This is a genomic window from Actinoplanes lobatus (assembly GCF_014205215.1).
Lineage (GTDB): Bacteria > Actinomycetota > Actinomycetes > Mycobacteriales > Micromonosporaceae > Actinoplanes > Actinoplanes lobatus.
In genome coordinates this window covers 3,069,089-3,084,969 of the sequence record NZ_JACHNC010000001.1, presented here as the reverse complement: position 1 = coordinate 3,084,969, position 15,881 = coordinate 3,069,089, and the positions used below count along the sequence as shown (strand labels likewise).

Here is a 15,881-nt window from a genome sequence, read left to right as displayed (position 1 = left end):
TCCGGTCAGCCCCAGATCAGGCCGGTGTCGGCCGCCGAAGCGGTGGTGAGCTGCTCATATCCGGCTCCGGTCGCCAGCAGGACAATGGTGGCGGCGAGAGCGAGAATGGAGACGACAAGCGCAAGGCGAGCGACCGAAAAAGACATGGCGATACCCCCGGCTGAATACCTGGATTGAATGTCCGCGTCATTTCTGGCCGTTCTCGGCCTGACATGAACAACTATCCCGGGCGCCGGGGTGGGCGGGAAGGTCTCCGGGCTGTCCCGAACCGGCCTGGCCGGTTCCGGCCGCCTAGATCCAGCCCTCGCGGGCGGCCAGCAGGCCGGCCTCGAAGCGGCTACGCGCGCCGAGCCGCTCCATCAGCTCCGCCATGGCCCGGCGGCAGGTGCGCTCGGACAGGCCGAGACGGGTGGCCGCGGAACTGTCGGTGTGCCCCTGGGCGAGCAGTTGCAGCAGCTCACGCTGGATCGGCGTGATGCCGTCGCTGTCGCGCGCGACGGCGCCGAGCGGGACGGCGGTCCGCCACACCTGCTCGTGCAGGGTGACCAGCGAGGCCACCACGCCCAGGCCGGAGAGCTGCAGGACGCCCTGTGCGGTGTGGCCGGGGTCGATGGGGACGATCGCGATCGCCCGGTCGAAGATCAGCATGCGCGGCGGGAGCAGCGGCGCGGTACGCACCTCGGCGCCGACGTCGGTCAGGGACTTCGCGTACTCGGCGGCGACCGGATCCCGGCGGGCCGAGTCCCGCAACGTCGTCCGGATGGTGATCCCGCGGGCCACCAGCTCGGCGTTGTGCCGCCGGGCCGTCTCGGCGGCCGCCACCGACGGCACCGACGGCACGATGCTGAGCAGTTCCTCCCGCAGCGTCTGGGCCAGCTCCTCCAGCCGGCTCTGGATCGCGTCCGGCCCGATCACGCGCTCCGCCTCGGGCGCCTCCTCGGCGGCGGCCCGGTCGCTGTACTCGGCGAGGATCGCGGCCACCGCGGCCTGCCCCGCGGCGATCCGCCGGAGGCGGTGCTCGACGTCGGCCTGCTGGCGGGCCAGCAGCGACTGGAGGCCGACGGTGGGGCTGACCGCCCGCAGCTCGCCCTCGCGTTCCGCGGAGGGGCACAGCAGCGCCAGATCGAAGAGCTGGTCGAGTGCCCCGCGGACGGTGTCCTCGTCGGCGGCCAGATGCTCGACGAGGTCACGGACCCCCCATCGCGGGTGGGCCAGCAGAAGGCGGTAGACCGACTCGGCTTCGCTACCCAGGCCCAGCACATCAAGCATGATTCGAATCTAGGCAACGCCGCACGTATGTCCATGACCTGGAAGAAGGCCCAGGGCTCCGGCTCGGCGGGTAGGGGTGGACCGGGGAACCGGATCAATGTCGCAGACTGTCGAACGGGATGTCGGAGCCGGCCACGATCCGCCACTGCCGCAGCATCGGCGAATTGCCGAGCACCCGCCGCATCAGCGCGTCCGCGGTGGCGCGCCCGGCCGGGCCGTCGGCCGCCTGGAGGAACACCCCGACCTCGAAGCCGCCCGGAACCGCCCGGGCCACCACGTGCTCAACCTCGTCCCCGGCCCGCGCGGCCGCCCAGGTGGCGTCCACCAGCACCACCGCGTCGACGGCGGCCGGCGCACCGGGACGCGGCACGAGGGAGATCCGGGCAAGTCGCATGGGCTCAACCTCTTCCTCACTCTTGCCGTACATCATCGAGGCCCACTTCGGACAACGGAAGACGATCGGCCAGGCCGGTTCCGGCCAGGCCGAAAACGGCCACGGTTCCCATTCCAGCCCGATGACCCAGCCGGCCAGCCATTCGCTGACATCGGTGGTCCAGGTGCCACTGGCGTGTCCCGGCGTGGGCGCACGGGTCAGCTTTCCGCCCACCGCGGCGGAGAACATGCGGACGAACAGCGTGGATGCCTGGCCGTCCAGCCTTCGATTACCGACAAGCCTGCCATAATGGCTATGACCAGCCATGATGGTAAAAATCGATCCCGGCGCGAGGTGCGGCATGGCACTGGTTCTGGTGGCGGACGACGACGCGGACATCCGTGATCTGGTCACCTTCAAGCTCGAAGGGCTCGGCCTGGAGACGATCGCCGTCGAGGACGGCGAGGCGGCTCTGGCGGCGATCCGCGAGCGACGCCCCCCGGTCGCGATCCTCGACATCGCCATGCCCGGCCTGTCCGGCATCGACGTGTGCCGGATGGTCCGCGCGGATCCCGCGATCGCGGACACCCTGGTGCTGTTGCTGACCGCCCGGGTGCAGGAACAGGATGTCGAACGCGGCTTCGCGGTCGGCGCCGACGACTACGTCACCAAGCCGTTCAGCCCACGCGAGCTGGTGTCCCGCGTGCAGACCCTGTTGAGCAGGACACGGGCGTGAACCCGCGGCCACCGCCGCCGGAGGCCGGGTCGACCAGCATCGGACAGCTGTTGCGCCGCGCCTTCGGCTGGGTGGTGGCACTGGTGTTCCTGATGGGCGTGGCCGGGCTGGTGGCCACGGTCCCCCCGTTCCTTGCGATCAGCACACCGTTGAACGACCTGCTCCGCACCCGGAGCACCAGCGGCGTCGTGCGCACGCTGCTCTTCGACGGGCAACAGGGCCTCGACGGCTACCTGCTCACCGGCCAGGAGACGGACCGGGCCTCGTACCTGACGGCCCGGCAGGACTATCCGGCCGCGGAGGCCGCGCTACGTGCTGTCACGATCGACTCGACACGCACTCTGGTCGAGACGCTGGCAACGGAGGCGGCCCGCTGGTGGGCCCTGGCCGACCAGCAGATCGACAGCATGCCGAGGGCTCAGCCCTCCAGCGCGGAGATCGCACGCGAGCGAGAACAGTTCGCCCGGGTGGAGTCCGCCTACCGGGCGCTGGACCTGCGCCTGGTACAGCAGATCAGCGAGATCAACCGCATCAACAACGTCCTGAACGCGGTCGCGCTGGCCATGCTGGCGGTCACGACGGCGCTGGCCGGAGGGTTCGCGCTCCGGATCGGGAACGCGGCCACCCGGCGTATCACGAGCCCGCTCGCTCAGGTGCTCGAAGCCGTCGCCCGGCTCGGTCGCGGCGAGCGTGAGGTCCGAGTGACCCTCGCCGGGGCTCCGACCGAGATCGAGGCGGTCGCGGCGGCGGTCAACACGGCCGCCGGTGAAGGAGACCGGGAACGCCGCACGTTCGACGCGTTCCAGGAGCACAGTGCGGCGGTACGGCACCACCTTTCGCGCGGCGAGGCGGTGGCGGCGGCAGCGCAGGTCCTGGGTGACCTGCTCGGTGCCGACCACGTGGTGATCCGCCTGGCCCCGGATCCCGACGGGGAATTCGAACCGGAGATCTGGAGCGCGGCGGAGGCCACCGGCGACCCCACCCCGCTGGCCGGCACCCCCGTGGACTGGGACGCGTCACAGCCGGGCAAGGCCGTCGTCCGCGACGTCCAGCAGGCGCCGCCCGGGCCGATGACCGCGGCGCTGCACGCGGCCGCGGCCCGGCGGGTGATCGAGGTGACGTTCGGTGAGGGTGGGACGGCGACCGGACAGCTCACCGTCGTGCGGGAGCCGGGACGGGGGACCTGGCGGCCGTACGAGGTGCATCTGGCCGGCGTGTTCGCGGCCGACCTGGCGCGGATCCTGACCCACGCGAAGCTCTTCGAGCAGGCACACGAGCTCGTGGCCCGGACACGGGAGGTCGACGCCACCAAGACGGAACTCCTGTGGACCGTCTCGCACGAGCTGCGGACCCCGTTGACAAGTGTCGCCGGCTACCTGGAGGTCCTGATCGACCGGGAGGCCGGGCCGCTGAACGCCGCGCAGGAACGGATGCTCGGCGTGATCGACCAGAACGTCGTCCGGCTCCGGCGGCTCATCGAGGACCTGCTGATGGTGTCCCGCATCGAGGCGGGGCGGCTCTCGCTGTCCCACCACCTCCTCGACCTCGGCGCCCTGGTCCGCACGGCGTGCACGGAGATCAAGCCCGCGGCGCACAAGGCCGAACTCACCGTGACCTGCGACGTCGACGGGTCGATGACGATACGGGGGGATCGGGAGCACCTGGATCGCATGCTTCTCCAGCTGCTGGCGAACGCGGTGAAGTTCACCAGGCCCGGCGGGACGGTGACCGTGGCCGCCCGGATCAGCGGGCCGAACGCCGTACTTGTCGTCCGGGACACCGGCATCGGCATCCCGGCCCCGGACATGCCGCATCTGTTCACCCGGTTCTTCCGGGCCACCAACGCCATCCGGCAGGCGATCCCCGGCACCGGTCTGGGCCTGACCATCGTGTCGACGGTCGTCGAACAACACGGCGGAACAGTGACCATCGACTCCGAGGAGGGCGCCGGCACCACGGCCACGATCGTGCTCCCGATCGCCGGGCCCGCGGACGACGACGCGACATCGGCACACCGGACGGACATGCATGAATACTCTTCCGCTTGACACCGGGTGGCTGATGCTGGCCTACCTGAATGCGTAAAGGCGTGTGCCGAGTTCACCGGCGGGCCGGCCGGTCCGGCAGCAGCCGCTCCTCGTGATCCAGTTCGCGTTCCAGCACGCGCAGACCCTCGTCGGACAGCCGTCCGGCATCGCGCCAGCGCAGGCACTCCTCCCGCTGAGCATCGATGGCCACCCGGCGCACGTGCAGGGCGGCCTCGTACTCCGGCGAGATCGGCGGACCCGCCGAGTCGTTGTCGCGCAACTGGGAGAGCCGGTCCCGGTAACGGCTCAGCCGGGCCCGCAACTGCTCGCGCATCGCCTCGATCACCTGGCCGCTGATGTCGTCGTGTCCCTGGTCCTCGAGCTCGTTGAGCGCGGTGACGGCGGCCGCGACGGATGCCGCCCGCGCCTCGTTACGGAGAAGGGCCTGATCGTTGTCGTCCGCGCGTATCCCCAGCGCCCGGACCATCGGCGCGAACGTCAGACCCTGCCCGACCAGGGTGACGAGCACGACCACGACGGTGCAGAACAGGAGCAGGTCGCGAGCGGGGAACCGGGCCCCGGTCTCGGTGACCAGCGGCAGGGTGAAGATCGCCGCGAGACTGATCACGCCCCGCGTACCGGCCCAACCGAGGATCACGACCTCTCGGCCGGTCCATCTCACGGACGCCCCCTCGCCCGTTCCGCCCCGGCTCCAACGGGTGTGCAGCACTCCGGGTAACAGCAAGGTGAGCACCAGCCACAGCGGTCGTAGCAGCAGGGTGACGCCCACGGTGATCGCGACCGCGACGACGACGGTGGCGGCGTCGTATCCCGCCAGCCCTCGGATGACCTCGGGCAGCTGCTGACCGATCAGCAGGAACACGAAGCCCTCGAGCAGGAAGTCGACCAACCGCCAGACCGCACTGGTCTGCAGACGGCCCGCTCCCGAAGCGGACCGCGGCGTGTGGTGCCCCACGATCAGCCCGGCCACGACCACGGCCAGCACACCGGAGACGTGTATCACCTCACCGAGGAGGTAGGCGCCGAACGGTGTGGCCAGCGACACGGCGTTCGCCAGCATCGGATCGCCGCTGAGCGGCCGGGACAACAGGCGGACGGCGAAAGCGACCAGTGCGCCCACGGCCACTCCGCCTACGGCGGCGAGCAGGAACTGACCGAGGGCGGCCGGCGCCGAGAACCGGTCTCCGGTGGCCGCGGCGACCGCGACGCTCAGGACGGTGAGCGCTGTGGCATCGTTGAGCAGTCCCTCACCCTGGATCAGGGTGATGATCCGGGGTGGAAGCCCCACCTTGCGACCGACGGCGAGCGCGGCGACCGGGTCGGGTGGCGCGACCGCCGCACCGACCGCGATGCCGGCGGCCAGGGTCGCGCCGGTGACGAACCACGCGAAACCCAGGCCGATCAGCAGTGCGGTGAGCAGGACCAGGACCACCGACAGACTGACCACGGTACGCAGATTGCGGCGGATCGCGATCATGGACGAGTCCAGGGCGGCGCTGTACAGCAGCGGCGGCAGCACGAACGCCAGGACGATGTCCGGATCGAGCGGGACGTTGGGCCCCGGCAGGACGGCGTATCCGATGCCGATGATCGGCAGCAGCGCGGCGGCGGGCAGCCCGGTCTGTCCGGCCACCCAGCGCACCACCGCGACTACCGCGACAAGGGCGAGGATAAAGATCAGAACCGGCTCGACATCCATCGCCTCATCCTTACGGACCACCATACGTCGGCCGCAGAAATCGGTGCCGGGTAACGCCGGGCCGGAAATCGGCGGCAAGATTCCGGGTCAGCGGTCGAATTTCTGTGTTAGTGTTGCCGTGTTGCAGTTTTGATCTCCGTAGACGTTTTCGGCGCCTGATGGGTTATCTGAACCCCTTCAGGCGCTTTCTCGTTTTCCGCATCGAAGTGATGCGGATGATCAACGCGGCGGCGCAAGAATCCGCACAGTACGGACTCCGGCAGCTTGCTAAGGAAAAGACATGGCTACGGTACCGTGAAATGGTTCAACGGCGACAAGGGCTTCGGGTTCATCAGCCAGGACGGCGGCGGCCCCGACATGTTCGCCCACTTCTCGGCGATCTCGGCGAGCGGCTTCCGTAGCCTCGACGAGAATCAGCGAGTGGAGTTCGAGATCACGCAGGGCCAGAAGGGCCCGCAGGCCGAGAACATTCGCGCTCTCTGATCCACTGACACCGAAGGCGGCTCGACTGGTTCAGCGAGCCGCCTTCGGTATTTCTCTACTGCGATCATTCGAAACTGTTCCCTCATATTTCGCGGCTCCCGCGCTCATGTGCGTGCCACTCAGGAAAGGCCTCATGATGACGATAATAAAAGCGCCACGTGTGCCCGTCTCCCGCCCGCTTTCCGACCTTTCGCGTTTCCGGCGCACCGCCCCAGCCCCGACCCTCGGGCGCCTGACACCGTTCGCCCCAGCCGCCGCGGCGGATCCGGCGCCCACGCTTCGCGATTCGGACCGCGGCGAGCAGGCGATGCATCGGCTTCGCCATCCGTTCGCGTCAGAGTAGAGAGGACGCCGATCCCGGCACCTGAGCCGGCGCCGTTCGCGCACCGCTGCCACCGCACAAGTGCCTGATCACATGCGCACCGCGCCGGTGCGGGCGACCTGAGCCGACGATCGAGCGACTGGAAGGTACGGCACATGGCCATCAGATTCGGATTTCTCAGCACTCACCCGCCTACCCGCTGCGGCCTGGCGACCTTCAACTCCGCGCTCGCCACCCACCTCGGCAAGGCCGGCTTTCCCGGCGGCGTCGTACGGGTCGCGGGGCATGGCGACGACCCCACCGCCATGTCCGGGGTGGTGCACACCTGGATGGCCACGACACCGGCCGGCTGGCGCGACAGTGCCGAGGCGTTGAACAACTTCGACGTCGCTGTCGTCCAGCACGAGTACGGCATCTACCCCGGCCGCGACGGCGGAGACGTCCTGTCCGTGCTTCGGCGGCTCACCGTGCCGAGCCTCGTCGTCCTGCACACCGTGCTGACGCATCCCACCCCGAGCCAGAAGTCACTGCTCGAGCAGATCGTCGCTGCCGCCGACGCGGTCGTGACCATCACCAGGGCCGCGCACGACCGGCTGCTGCTCGGCTACGCCGTGGACGCCACGAAGATCTCCGTGATTCCGCACGGCGCCTCCGACTACACCGGCCCGCCGAGCCGCCGACACCCGCAGCCGCACCTGCTCACCTGGGGCCTGCTGGGACCGGGCAAGGGCATCGAATGGGCGCTGCGCGGCCTGGCTCTGCTGCAGAACCTCAAGTCCGCGCCCGTCTACACCGTGGCCGGCCGGACACATCCCAAGGTCGCCGAACTTCACGGCGAGGCGTACCGGGCGGGTCTGCACCGGCTCGGCGCCGCCCTCGGCATCGCGCAGAACGTGCGCTACGAGTCGGCCTATCTCGACGAGGCGGCACTCGGGGAGCTCATTCGCTCCGCCGACGTCGTCGTGCTGCCGTACGACTCCACCGAGCAGGTCACCTCGGGCGTCCTCGTCGAGGCCGTGGCGGCACGGATCCCGGTCGTCGCCACCGCGTTCCCGCACGCGGTGGAACTGCTCACCGACGGACCCGGCCTGCTCGTGCCCCACAAGAACCCGGCAGCTCTCGCGACTGCCATCAGGAGAATCCTCACCAAGCCCGACCTGGCCGCCACCCTGCGGGAACGCAACGGTCACGCCGAACCGGCGCTGCGGTGGCCCGCGGTCGCCCGGCGATACCACGAACTCGCCGCGACACTCGTCGCCGCCGATGCCCGCCCCGTCACCGTGGCCAGCGCGTGACCGTCAGGGCTACCGTGGCGGCGCCGACAACCGGCCGCACCGTTCCCGCTCCCTCCTTCGCACACCTGGCACGGCTCACCGACGACACCGGCCTGTTCGAACATGCCCGGCACGCCACCGTCCGCCGCGAGCACGGCTACTGCACCGACGACGTCGCCCGGGGCCTCGTAGTCGCCAGCCGTGAGCCCGACCCCTCCGCCGCGGTGTTGCGGCTCGCAGAGCGCTATCTGGCCTTCCTCGCCCACGCACAGAACGCCCAGGGTGCCTTCCACAACCGGCTCGGGTTCAACCGGACCTGGATCGACCAGCCCGGCCTCGGGGACTGGTGGGGGCGCGCCCTCTGGGGCCTCGGGACCGCCGCTGCCCGCAGCCCGGTTCCGTGGATCCGCCAGGAAGCCCTGCTCGCTTTCACCCGGGGAGCCTCCCGCCGGGCCGTCGCGCCGCGGGCAATGGCATTCGCCGCGCTGGGCGCCGCCGAACTGCTGCGCGCCGACCCCGGCAACGAACCAGCCGCCGCCCTTCTCGCCGACGCCGTAACGACGATCGGGCCTCCGGATCCCGATCCACGCTGGCCCTGGCCACAGCAACAGCTCACCTACGCCAATGCCGCACTCGCCGAAGCCGTCATCGTCGCCGGCGACCTTCTCGACGACCCACCGGCCCTGACCGCCGGCCTGCGGATGCTGAAATGGCTGCTGGACATCCAGACCAGCGACGGCCACCTGTCGGTCCTGCCGTCGGCAGGGTGGCAACGCGACACCCCTAGGCTGCGGCACGACCAGCAACCGATCGAGGTGGCGGCGCTGGCCGATGCCTGCGCCACCGCCGCCGGCATCACGGGTGGTCAGATCTGGTACGCAGCGGTACGCCAGTCCATCGTCTGGTTCCTCGGTGACAACGACGCCGGGCAGGTCATGTGGGACCCGGCGACCGGCGGTGGCTATGACGGGCTGACCCCGCACGGACCCAACCTGAACCAGGGCGCCGAGTCGACTCTTGCTCTCATCTCCACTCTCCAGCACCGGGCTACCCGGTGAGGCACGGCCGTCGTCACAGGACAGCGCCGCGGGGAATACCGAAAGTGGCCGGGCGCAAGCGCCCGGCCACTTTGCTTCTGAGCGACGAAAAGCCGTTTTCAGCCCTTCAGGAGCTGCCGGGCCATCACGATCCGCTGCACCTGGTTGGTGCCCTCGTAGATCTGGGTGATCTTGGCGTCGCGCATCATGCGCTCGACCGGGTAGTCGCGGGTGTAGCCGTACCCGCCGAGGATCTGGACCGCGTCGGTGGTGATCTCCATGGCGGCGTCCGAGGCGAAGCACTTCGCGGCCGCGCCGAAGTAGGTCAGGTCGGCGTCGCCGCGCTCGCTCTTGCCGGCCGCGGCGTAGGTGAGCTGGCGGGCCGCCTCGAGCTTCATGCCCATGTCGGCGAGCATGAACTGGAGGCCCTGGAAGTCGGCGATCGACTTGCCGAACTGCTTGCGCTCCTTGGCGTACCCCAGAGCGAAGTCGAGCGCGCCCTGCGCGATGCCGATGGCCTGCGCCGCGATGGTGACCCGGGTGTGGTCGAGGGTCTTCATGGCGGTGGCGAAGCCGGTGCCCTCGTCGCCGATCATCCGGTCGGCCGGGATGCGCACGTTGTCGAAGTAGACCTCGCGGGTGGGCGAGCCCTTGATGCCGAGCTTCTTCTCCGGCGCGCCGAAGCTGACGCCCTCGTCGGATTTCTCGACCACGAAGGCGGAGATGCCGCGGGACCGGGCGGACGGGTCGGTGACCGCGAAGACCGTGTAGTACTCGGAGACGCCGGCGTTGGTGATCCACCGCTTCACGCCGTTGAGCACCCAGTGGTCGCCGTCGCGGACCGCGCGGGTGGTCATCGAGGCGGCGTCGGAGCCGGCCTCCGGCTCGGAGAGGCAGTACGAGAACATCGCCTCGCCCGAGGCGACCTTCGAGAGGTACTTGTGCTTGAGCTCCTCGGACCCGGCGATCAGCAGCGGCATGGTGCCGAGCTTGTTGACCGCGGGGATCAGCGACGACGAGGCGCAGGCACGGGCCACCTCCTCGATCACGATGGCCGTGGCGAGGGCGTCGGCGCCGGCGCCGCCGTACTCCACCGGGATGTGCGGCGCGTGGAAGTCGGAGGAGCGGAGAGCGTCGTACGACGCCTTGGGGAACTCGCCGGTCTCGTCGGCCTCGGCGGCGTGCGGGGCGACCCGCGCGTCACAGATCTCGCGCACCGCGGCGCGGATCGTCTCGTGGTCCTCCGGAAGTCGGTAGACGTCGAAGTCAGCCATGTCCTTAACCTTCCCTAAGCCGGTCCCGGGCCATGTTACCGGCGCGTAGCGTGGCCCTGGCAACACCGCCTCCTGTGCCGAATATCGCCGCCCGTTCGGGGGCATGCTGGGAAACCGCCGGGTTCGGGGCCGTTTCCGCAGATCTCCACCCGCTTGAGACTGTTCTAATGAGGTGTCGGAACGGCATGCTCTAACTACAGAGAGCGGCCGGGTGGTGCGAGGGGGTCCTGTGGCGCAGGCAGACGAGCCCGACTACGTAGACGAACTGGCTCGTATCGACGCGTCGATAGCGGATCTGAAGATCCGGGACATGCAGGCCGCGGCCGAACGCACCAAGATCGCCAGCAAGATCCAGGCCGCCCAGTTCCAGCGGGACATCCTGTCGCACGCCCAGAAGCAGAAGGGCGCCAAGAGCCGCCGCTCCACCCGGCGCCGCCCGCCGGAGGACTTCCCGCCGCCCCCGCCGCCCGGCGCCCCGCAGACCGCCGAGGAGCCGCCGCCCCGCCCCCGCCGGCGGCAGCCTCCGCCGCCGGACCGGGCCGAGCCGGGCACCGCGCACACCGGCCCGCCCGGGGTCGCCTCCGACGGGGTGACCGTGCTGGTCGACGACCCGCCCCCGACCGAGCGGGTGGCCCCGCCGCCGGGTTCGAGGCGACCACCGCTGGCCACCATGGAGCATCCACCGGAGGCCTCCACCCAGTCGGTGCAGAACATCCTGCTGGTCCTCGGCGCCCTGCTGCTCGGGGTGGCGGCCGTGGTGTTCGCCGGGGTGGCGGTCTCCAACCCGTTCGCCCGGGCGCTGATCCTGGCCCTGGCCACCGGGATCGCCCTGTCCGCGGCGCCCGGCGTGGCCAAGCGGGGGCTGACCTCGACCGGCGAGACGATCGCGGCGATCGGCCTGATCCTGCTGCCGATGACGCTGTACGCGCTGCACGACACCCCACTGACCGGCGGCGACGTGCCGACCGCGCTGTACCTCGGGATCACCTTCGCGGTCACCGCGGTGGCCGGGTTCCTCTACGCCGGGGTCACCCGGCTGACCGCTCCCCGGTACGCGACGGTCATCGCCACTCAACCGGTGGCGCCGCTTCTCGCGTACCCGTTGATCCAGAGCCCGGCCGGCTGGGGCCTCGCGCTGACCACCGTGGCCGTGCTCGACCTGCTTCTTCTCACCCGGGTGATCCGCACCGGGCGGCTGGTGCCACGCTGGCCGCTGGGCCGGCCGGCGCCCGCCGACCGCGTGTCGCTCGCGGAGGCGGACGCCGACGCCGAGCGACACGCCCGGCGCGAGGACGAGCCCGATCCGGCGGACCCGTCGGCGTACGCGGCGGACGCCCCGCCGCGCCCGGAGTCCCAGCCGGAGGAACCCGATCTCATCTTCGGTGGGCTGAACCGTCCCCGCCGCTGGTCGAGCCGCATCTTCCCCGGTCCGCGGCCGCAGGGCGCGCCGCCGGCCGGTTCGGCGCCGCTGGCCCCGCCGGCCGTCCCGCCGTCGGCGGACTGGCTGCGCGAGCTGACCTTCGCCCTGCTCTGCCTCGCGTCCGCGGCCGCGCTGCTCTACTCCTCGGTGGCGCTGCTCCAGGCCCGGGTGGTCGGTGACGCGCTGCGGTCCGGGCTGATCCTGGTGGCCGCGGCCGGCACTGCGGTGGCCGCGGCCCGGCTGCTGCGGCACCCGCTGGCGCTGAACGTGGCGGGCGGTGTCCTGACCCTCGCGGTGATCGGCGCGATCGCCCGGATCGCCGGGGTGGCCTCCCCGCCGTGGAACGTGGTGGCCGCCGCCGCGACCGTCGCCATCACCGGCGCCGTGATCGGCATGCTGCCCGAACCGGTGCGCCGCGGCCCGCAGTACGCGTCGACCGCCGCCCTCGCCCTGATCGGCCTGATCGTCGGGGTGGACGCGATCCGGGCGGCGATCGCCCCGGTCGCCGCGGCCCGGCCGGTCTGGGATGCCGACACCGCGGCGTACGCCCAGAAGCTCGCCGAAGCGGTCGGCCCGTCCGGCTGGCTGCTGGCGTTCAGCGCGCTGCTGATGACGATCGCCGCCGCCCTGGCCCTGCCGTCGAGCATCCGCCACGAGGGCGCGGTCGCCGGGATCGCGCTGACCGCCCTCTCCGTACCGGCCTCGCTGGGCCTGCCCTGGTCGGAGGCGCCCTGGCCGCTGGTGCTGGCGGCGATCGGCCTGGGTGCCGCCGGCCTGTGGGCGAGCACCTCCCGGATCGCGTACGCGCACGTCATCGCGGCCGGGGTGGTCGGGCTGTTCGGGGCGTGTGCGGCGCTGAGCGCCTCCTGGCTGACCGCGGCCGTGCTGACCGCGCTGGCCGGCGCCGGGGTGATGGTCACCATCGCGGCCCGGCAGATCCCGGTCCGGCTGTTCGCCTGGGTGGTCGGCGACTGGGCGTCGGGCGCCGCGGCGCTGGCCGTTCCGGGCGCCGCGGTGACCGCCGCGCTGGCCGTCGCCGATCCGGGTGGCGGTCCGCCGCCGAACGCCGGCTCGACCGTCCCGGCGCTGGCCGCCGGGTTCCTCGCGGTGGCCGGCACGCTCAGCTACGCGGCCGTCTTCCAGGTGGCCCGCCGCGAGATCAGCCTGCCGCTGACCATCGGCACCGGGCTCGGCGCGGTGACGCTGGCGCTGGCGGCGCTGTTCGCCCCGGGCGCCACGGCCCCCGACGTCTGGGTCGGCGCGCTGCTGCTCGGCGCGGCCGGGCTGCTGTTCTTCGCCAAGTCGATCGACAACCGCGGGCGTACCGACCGGATGCTGGACGGCCCGGACATCGCCGCGGCGGCCGCCACCGTGGCGATCTGCGGCGCCCTCGCCCGGGTGGCCGCGCTCGGCTTCCCGGCCGCGCCGCTGGCCGTCGCCGGTGTGGTGGTGCTGCTGGTCGGCATGGGCGTGACGGTCCTGCCGGACGACTGGCGGCCCGGCCCGGCCCGCGGCCTGGGGATCGCCGCGCTGGTGGTCGGGGCGATCGCCGGCTGGCAGGCGCTGGCCGGCGGGCTCAAGGTGCTCTCGCTGCCGGGCGGGCTGTGGGAGGCCCAGTTGGACGCCTATCCGGCGACCGCTCCGGCGGGCGCCTGGCAGGCCCCGTTCGCGCTGGTGATGATCGCGATCACGGCCGCCATCGCGATGCCCCGGCCGTGGTCGTCGTACGCGTCCGGGCTCGCCGCCGCGCTCGCCGCCATCGGTACCCCGTACGCGCTCGGCTTCCCCTGGTGGTCCCCGCTGATCATCGGCACCGCGGTGGCGGTCGGCTACGCGCTGGCCGCCGTCGCCGCGCTCGACCCGCACGCCGCCCGCGCCCGGGCCGCGGTCGCCGCCGTGGCGATGCTGCACACGGTCGCGGTGGGTCTGGCCCGCCCCTGGTCGACCGCACTGGCGCTGCTCGTGGTGGTGCTGCTCGGCGCGTTGGTGGCGGCGATGGCCCGGATCCCGGCGCGGCTGCCCGCGTCGGCGTTCGAGGACACCGCCGAGTTGGAGAGCGCCGATCCGAACCGTCCTCCGGTGCGGGTGCTGCCCCGGCACCGGGCGCAGATCGGCGGGGCGGCGACCGCCGCGGCGCTGCTGGCGCTGCCCGGTTTCCTGGCCGCCGTGGCCGCCGATCAGGGTCACGACCTCCAGGTGGTGCTGACCGCCGCGCTGGCCGGTTCCACGCTGGGTCTCGCGGTGCTGGCCGCGGCCGGCCGGTTCCTGCCGCAGTACCTTCCCTGGGCGACGATCGGCGTGGTCCTGGGCGCCTCGGTCACCGCGATCGCCTGCATCCCCACCGACTACCCGACGGCCCTGTACGCCGCGGCCGCCGCCCTGGTCGGGGTGCTGGCCGAGATGCTGCGCGGTTCGGTTCCGCCGGCGCCGACCGACCCGGTGCCGCGAGTGGCCCCGTTCAACAACCCGGCGGTCGGCCGGTATTCGCGGATCCGCCGGCCCGGCTGGGGTGAGCGCTGGCTCGCCGACCCGGCCACCGGCGCCGTCATGCTCGCCCTGCTGCCCACCGTGCTGGCACTGTTCTCGCTGGCCCCGGCCCTGCGGGCGGCCCTCGTCGACCCGCTGGAGCAGCTCGGCGCGATCTGGCAGGGCCCGGTCCCGGCGCTCGCCGACCCGGCCGCCGGCAACGTGGACGCCACCAGCGCCCTGGCCGCCGTGCTGCTCACCGGCGCGGCCGCGCTGGCCGCGATCGGGTTCGGCGGCAAGGCGGCCGAGGCGGTGCCGGTGATCCTGCCGGGGCTCGCGCTGACCCTGCTGATCACCCCGATCGCCCTGCACGCCGGCTATCCGGCGGCCACCGGGGCGGCCCTCGTGGTGTTCACCATCTCGATGCTGGGGCTGGCGCTCACCCCGCCGCCGCTCGCGACCCGGGCGCCGGTGCTGCGGACCACCCGGACAGCGGTGTTCGTGATCGGTCTGCTGGCCGGTGGCGCCGGGCTGGCCGGGAGCCTGGCCGAGGTGCCGCTGACCCTGTTCACGCTGGGCAGCGCGGTCGGTGTCGGGCTGGTCGCGGCGATCAACGGGCGCACCCAGATGGCCCGGCTGCTGGGCTGGCTGTTCGCCGCCCTGATGGGCCAGATGTTCGTCCTCGGCGTGTCGATCGCGGCCGGGCTGGAGCGGCAGTGGGCGGCGTTCGGCGTACTGGCCGTCGGCGCGGTGCTGCTCACCCTGGAGGCGGCGCTGCCCCGGCTGGGGCTGCCGCAGTACCGGGCCGAGGCGGTCACGATCGAGTGGAGCGGCTACACGTCGGCGGCGATCGCCGGGGCGCTGGCGTTCGACTCCCCCACCCATCTGGCGGCGCTGCTCGCGGCCTGGGGCGCGGTGCTGGGCCTGGCGGCGTCCCGGCCGGACCGCACCGCGAGCCAGCGGCGCACGTTGTTCTGGGTGGCGGTCGGGTTCGAGATCGCCGGCTGGTGGCTGTTCATCTCGCTGGCGTCGGTGGGGCTGCCGGAGGCGTACACACTGCCGTTCGCGGCGCTGGCCCTCGCCGTCGGTGTGGTCGAGGCCCATCACCGGCCGGATCTGAGCAGCTGGGCGGCGTACGGGCCGGCCCTGCTCGCGGCGTTCGTGCCGACCATCGGGATCGTGCTGACCGGCGACGGCGGCGACCTGCGGGCGGTGCTGCTGCTGCTCGGGGCGGTGCTCACGCTGATCGTCGGGTCGCGGACCCGCCAGCAGGCGCCGGTCGTGGTCGGCACCGCGGCCACGGTGATCGCGGCGCTGGCGTTCGCGTCCACCGTCGGCGGTCCGTGGCTGATGCTGGTGCCGGTCGGCGTGGTGCTGCTGTTCCTGGGCGCGTCGAGCGAGAACCGGCGGCGCACGCAGGAGTTCCGCGAGGTCCTTTCAAAGATGCGGTGAACCGGATCTTGAAACGCTGCGTCCTTAC

At 72.0% G+C, this 15,881-nt stretch carries 11 protein-coding genes; 6 read left to right on the top strand and 5 right to left on the bottom strand.

The genetic code is table 11. The features are described 5' to 3' along the window. Positions 1–5 precede the first annotated feature (5 nt). The 3 genes from BJ964_RS14305 to BJ964_RS14295 form a co-directional block, all read right to left on the bottom strand. Positions 6–146: a hypothetical protein gene (locus BJ964_RS14305; RefSeq protein ID WP_188121127.1), complete on the bottom strand. Its 141-nt coding sequence runs from the start codon at positions 144–146 to the stop codon at positions 6–8. A gap of 145 nt (positions 147–291) precedes the next feature. Beyond that, positions 292–1,269, bottom strand: a complete 978-nt coding sequence (locus BJ964_RS14300) for a helix-turn-helix domain-containing protein (protein ID WP_188121126.1) — start codon at positions 1,267–1,269, stop codon at positions 292–294. Between the two features lie 94 nt (positions 1,270–1,363). After that, entirely contained in the window at positions 1,364–2,005 is a 642-nt protein-coding gene (locus tag BJ964_RS14295) for a hypothetical protein (RefSeq protein WP_188121125.1), read from the bottom strand. Here BJ964_RS14295 and BJ964_RS14290 point away from each other — a divergent pair. Both BJ964_RS14290 and BJ964_RS14285 read left to right on the top strand, forming a co-directional pair. Continuing rightward, positions 2,004–2,378, top strand: coding sequence for a response regulator transcription factor (locus BJ964_RS14290; RefSeq protein ID WP_188121124.1), 375 nt, complete (start codon positions 2,004–2,006; stop codon positions 2,376–2,378). The genes BJ964_RS14295 and BJ964_RS14290 overlap by 2 nt on opposite strands. Further along, on the top strand, positions 2,375–4,426 hold the full coding sequence (locus BJ964_RS14285; protein ID WP_188121123.1) for an ATP-binding protein: 2,052 nt from the start codon (positions 2,375–2,377) through the stop codon (positions 4,424–4,426). Before BJ964_RS14290 ends, BJ964_RS14285 begins: the two co-directional genes overlap by 4 nt. 52 nt (positions 4,427–4,478) lie before the next feature. Here the strand turns inward: BJ964_RS14285 and BJ964_RS14280 are convergent, their stop codons facing one another. Continuing rightward, positions 4,479–6,125, bottom strand: a complete 1,647-nt coding sequence (locus tag BJ964_RS14280) for a Na+/H+ antiporter (protein WP_188121122.1) — start codon at positions 6,123–6,125, stop codon at positions 4,479–4,481. Between the two features lie 294 nt (positions 6,126–6,419). Here BJ964_RS14280 and BJ964_RS14275 point away from each other — a divergent pair, with 294 nt between their 5' ends. From BJ964_RS14275 to BJ964_RS14265, 3 genes are all read left to right on the top strand, one after another. After that, complete coding sequence (locus BJ964_RS14275) at positions 6,420–6,608, top strand: cold-shock protein (protein WP_275407629.1); 189 nt, start codon at positions 6,420–6,422, stop codon at positions 6,606–6,608. 477 nt (positions 6,609–7,085) lie between these two features. Beyond that, positions 7,086–8,225, top strand: a complete 1,140-nt coding sequence (locus tag BJ964_RS14270) for a glycosyltransferase (protein ID WP_188121120.1) — start codon at positions 7,086–7,088, stop codon at positions 8,223–8,225. Further along, a complete protein-coding gene (locus BJ964_RS14265; RefSeq protein WP_188121119.1) occupies positions 8,222–9,262 on the top strand; it encodes a glycosyltransferase in 1,041 nt (346 codons plus the stop codon). The genes BJ964_RS14270 and BJ964_RS14265 overlap by 4 nt, the downstream gene beginning before the upstream one ends. Before the next feature lie 98 nt (positions 9,263–9,360). Here BJ964_RS14265 and BJ964_RS14260 read toward each other — a convergent pair whose 3' ends face one another. Next, entirely contained in the window at positions 9,361–10,515 is a 1,155-nt protein-coding gene (locus BJ964_RS14260) for an acyl-CoA dehydrogenase family protein (protein WP_188121118.1), read from the bottom strand. A 229-nt stretch (positions 10,516–10,744) separates the two neighbouring features. Here BJ964_RS14260 and BJ964_RS14255 point away from each other — a divergent pair, with 229 nt between their 5' ends. Beyond that, on the top strand, positions 10,745–15,853 hold the full coding sequence (locus tag BJ964_RS14255; RefSeq protein ID WP_188121117.1) for an SCO7613 C-terminal domain-containing membrane protein: 5,109 nt from the start codon (positions 10,745–10,747) through the stop codon (positions 15,851–15,853). The last annotated feature ends 28 nt before the right edge of the window (positions 15,854–15,881 follow it).

Bases quoted from the DNA above. Each gene is read 5' to 3' on its own strand.
- BJ964_RS14305 (WP_188121127.1), bottom strand. From the start codon at position 146: ATGTCTTTTTCGGTCGCTCGCCTTGCGCTTGTCGTCTCCATTCTCGCT.
- BJ964_RS14300 (WP_188121126.1), bottom strand. From the start codon at position 1,269: ATGCTTGATGTGCTGGGCCTGGGTAGCGAAGCCGAGTCGGTCTACCGC.
- BJ964_RS14290 (WP_188121124.1), top strand. From the start codon at position 2,004: ATGGCACTGGTTCTGGTGGCGGACGACGACGCGGACATCCGTGATCTG.
- BJ964_RS14295 (WP_188121125.1), bottom strand. From the start codon at position 2,005: ATGCCGCACCTCGCGCCGGGATCGATTTTTACCATCATGGCTGGTCAT.
- BJ964_RS14280 (WP_188121122.1), bottom strand. From the start codon at position 6,125: ATGGATGTCGAGCCGGTTCTGATCTTTATCCTCGCCCTTGTCGCGGTA.
- BJ964_RS14270 (WP_188121120.1), top strand. From the start codon at position 7,086: ATGGCCATCAGATTCGGATTTCTCAGCACTCACCCGCCTACCCGCTGC.
- BJ964_RS14260 (WP_188121118.1), bottom strand. From the start codon at position 10,515: ATGGCTGACTTCGACGTCTACCGACTTCCGGAGGACCACGAGACGATC.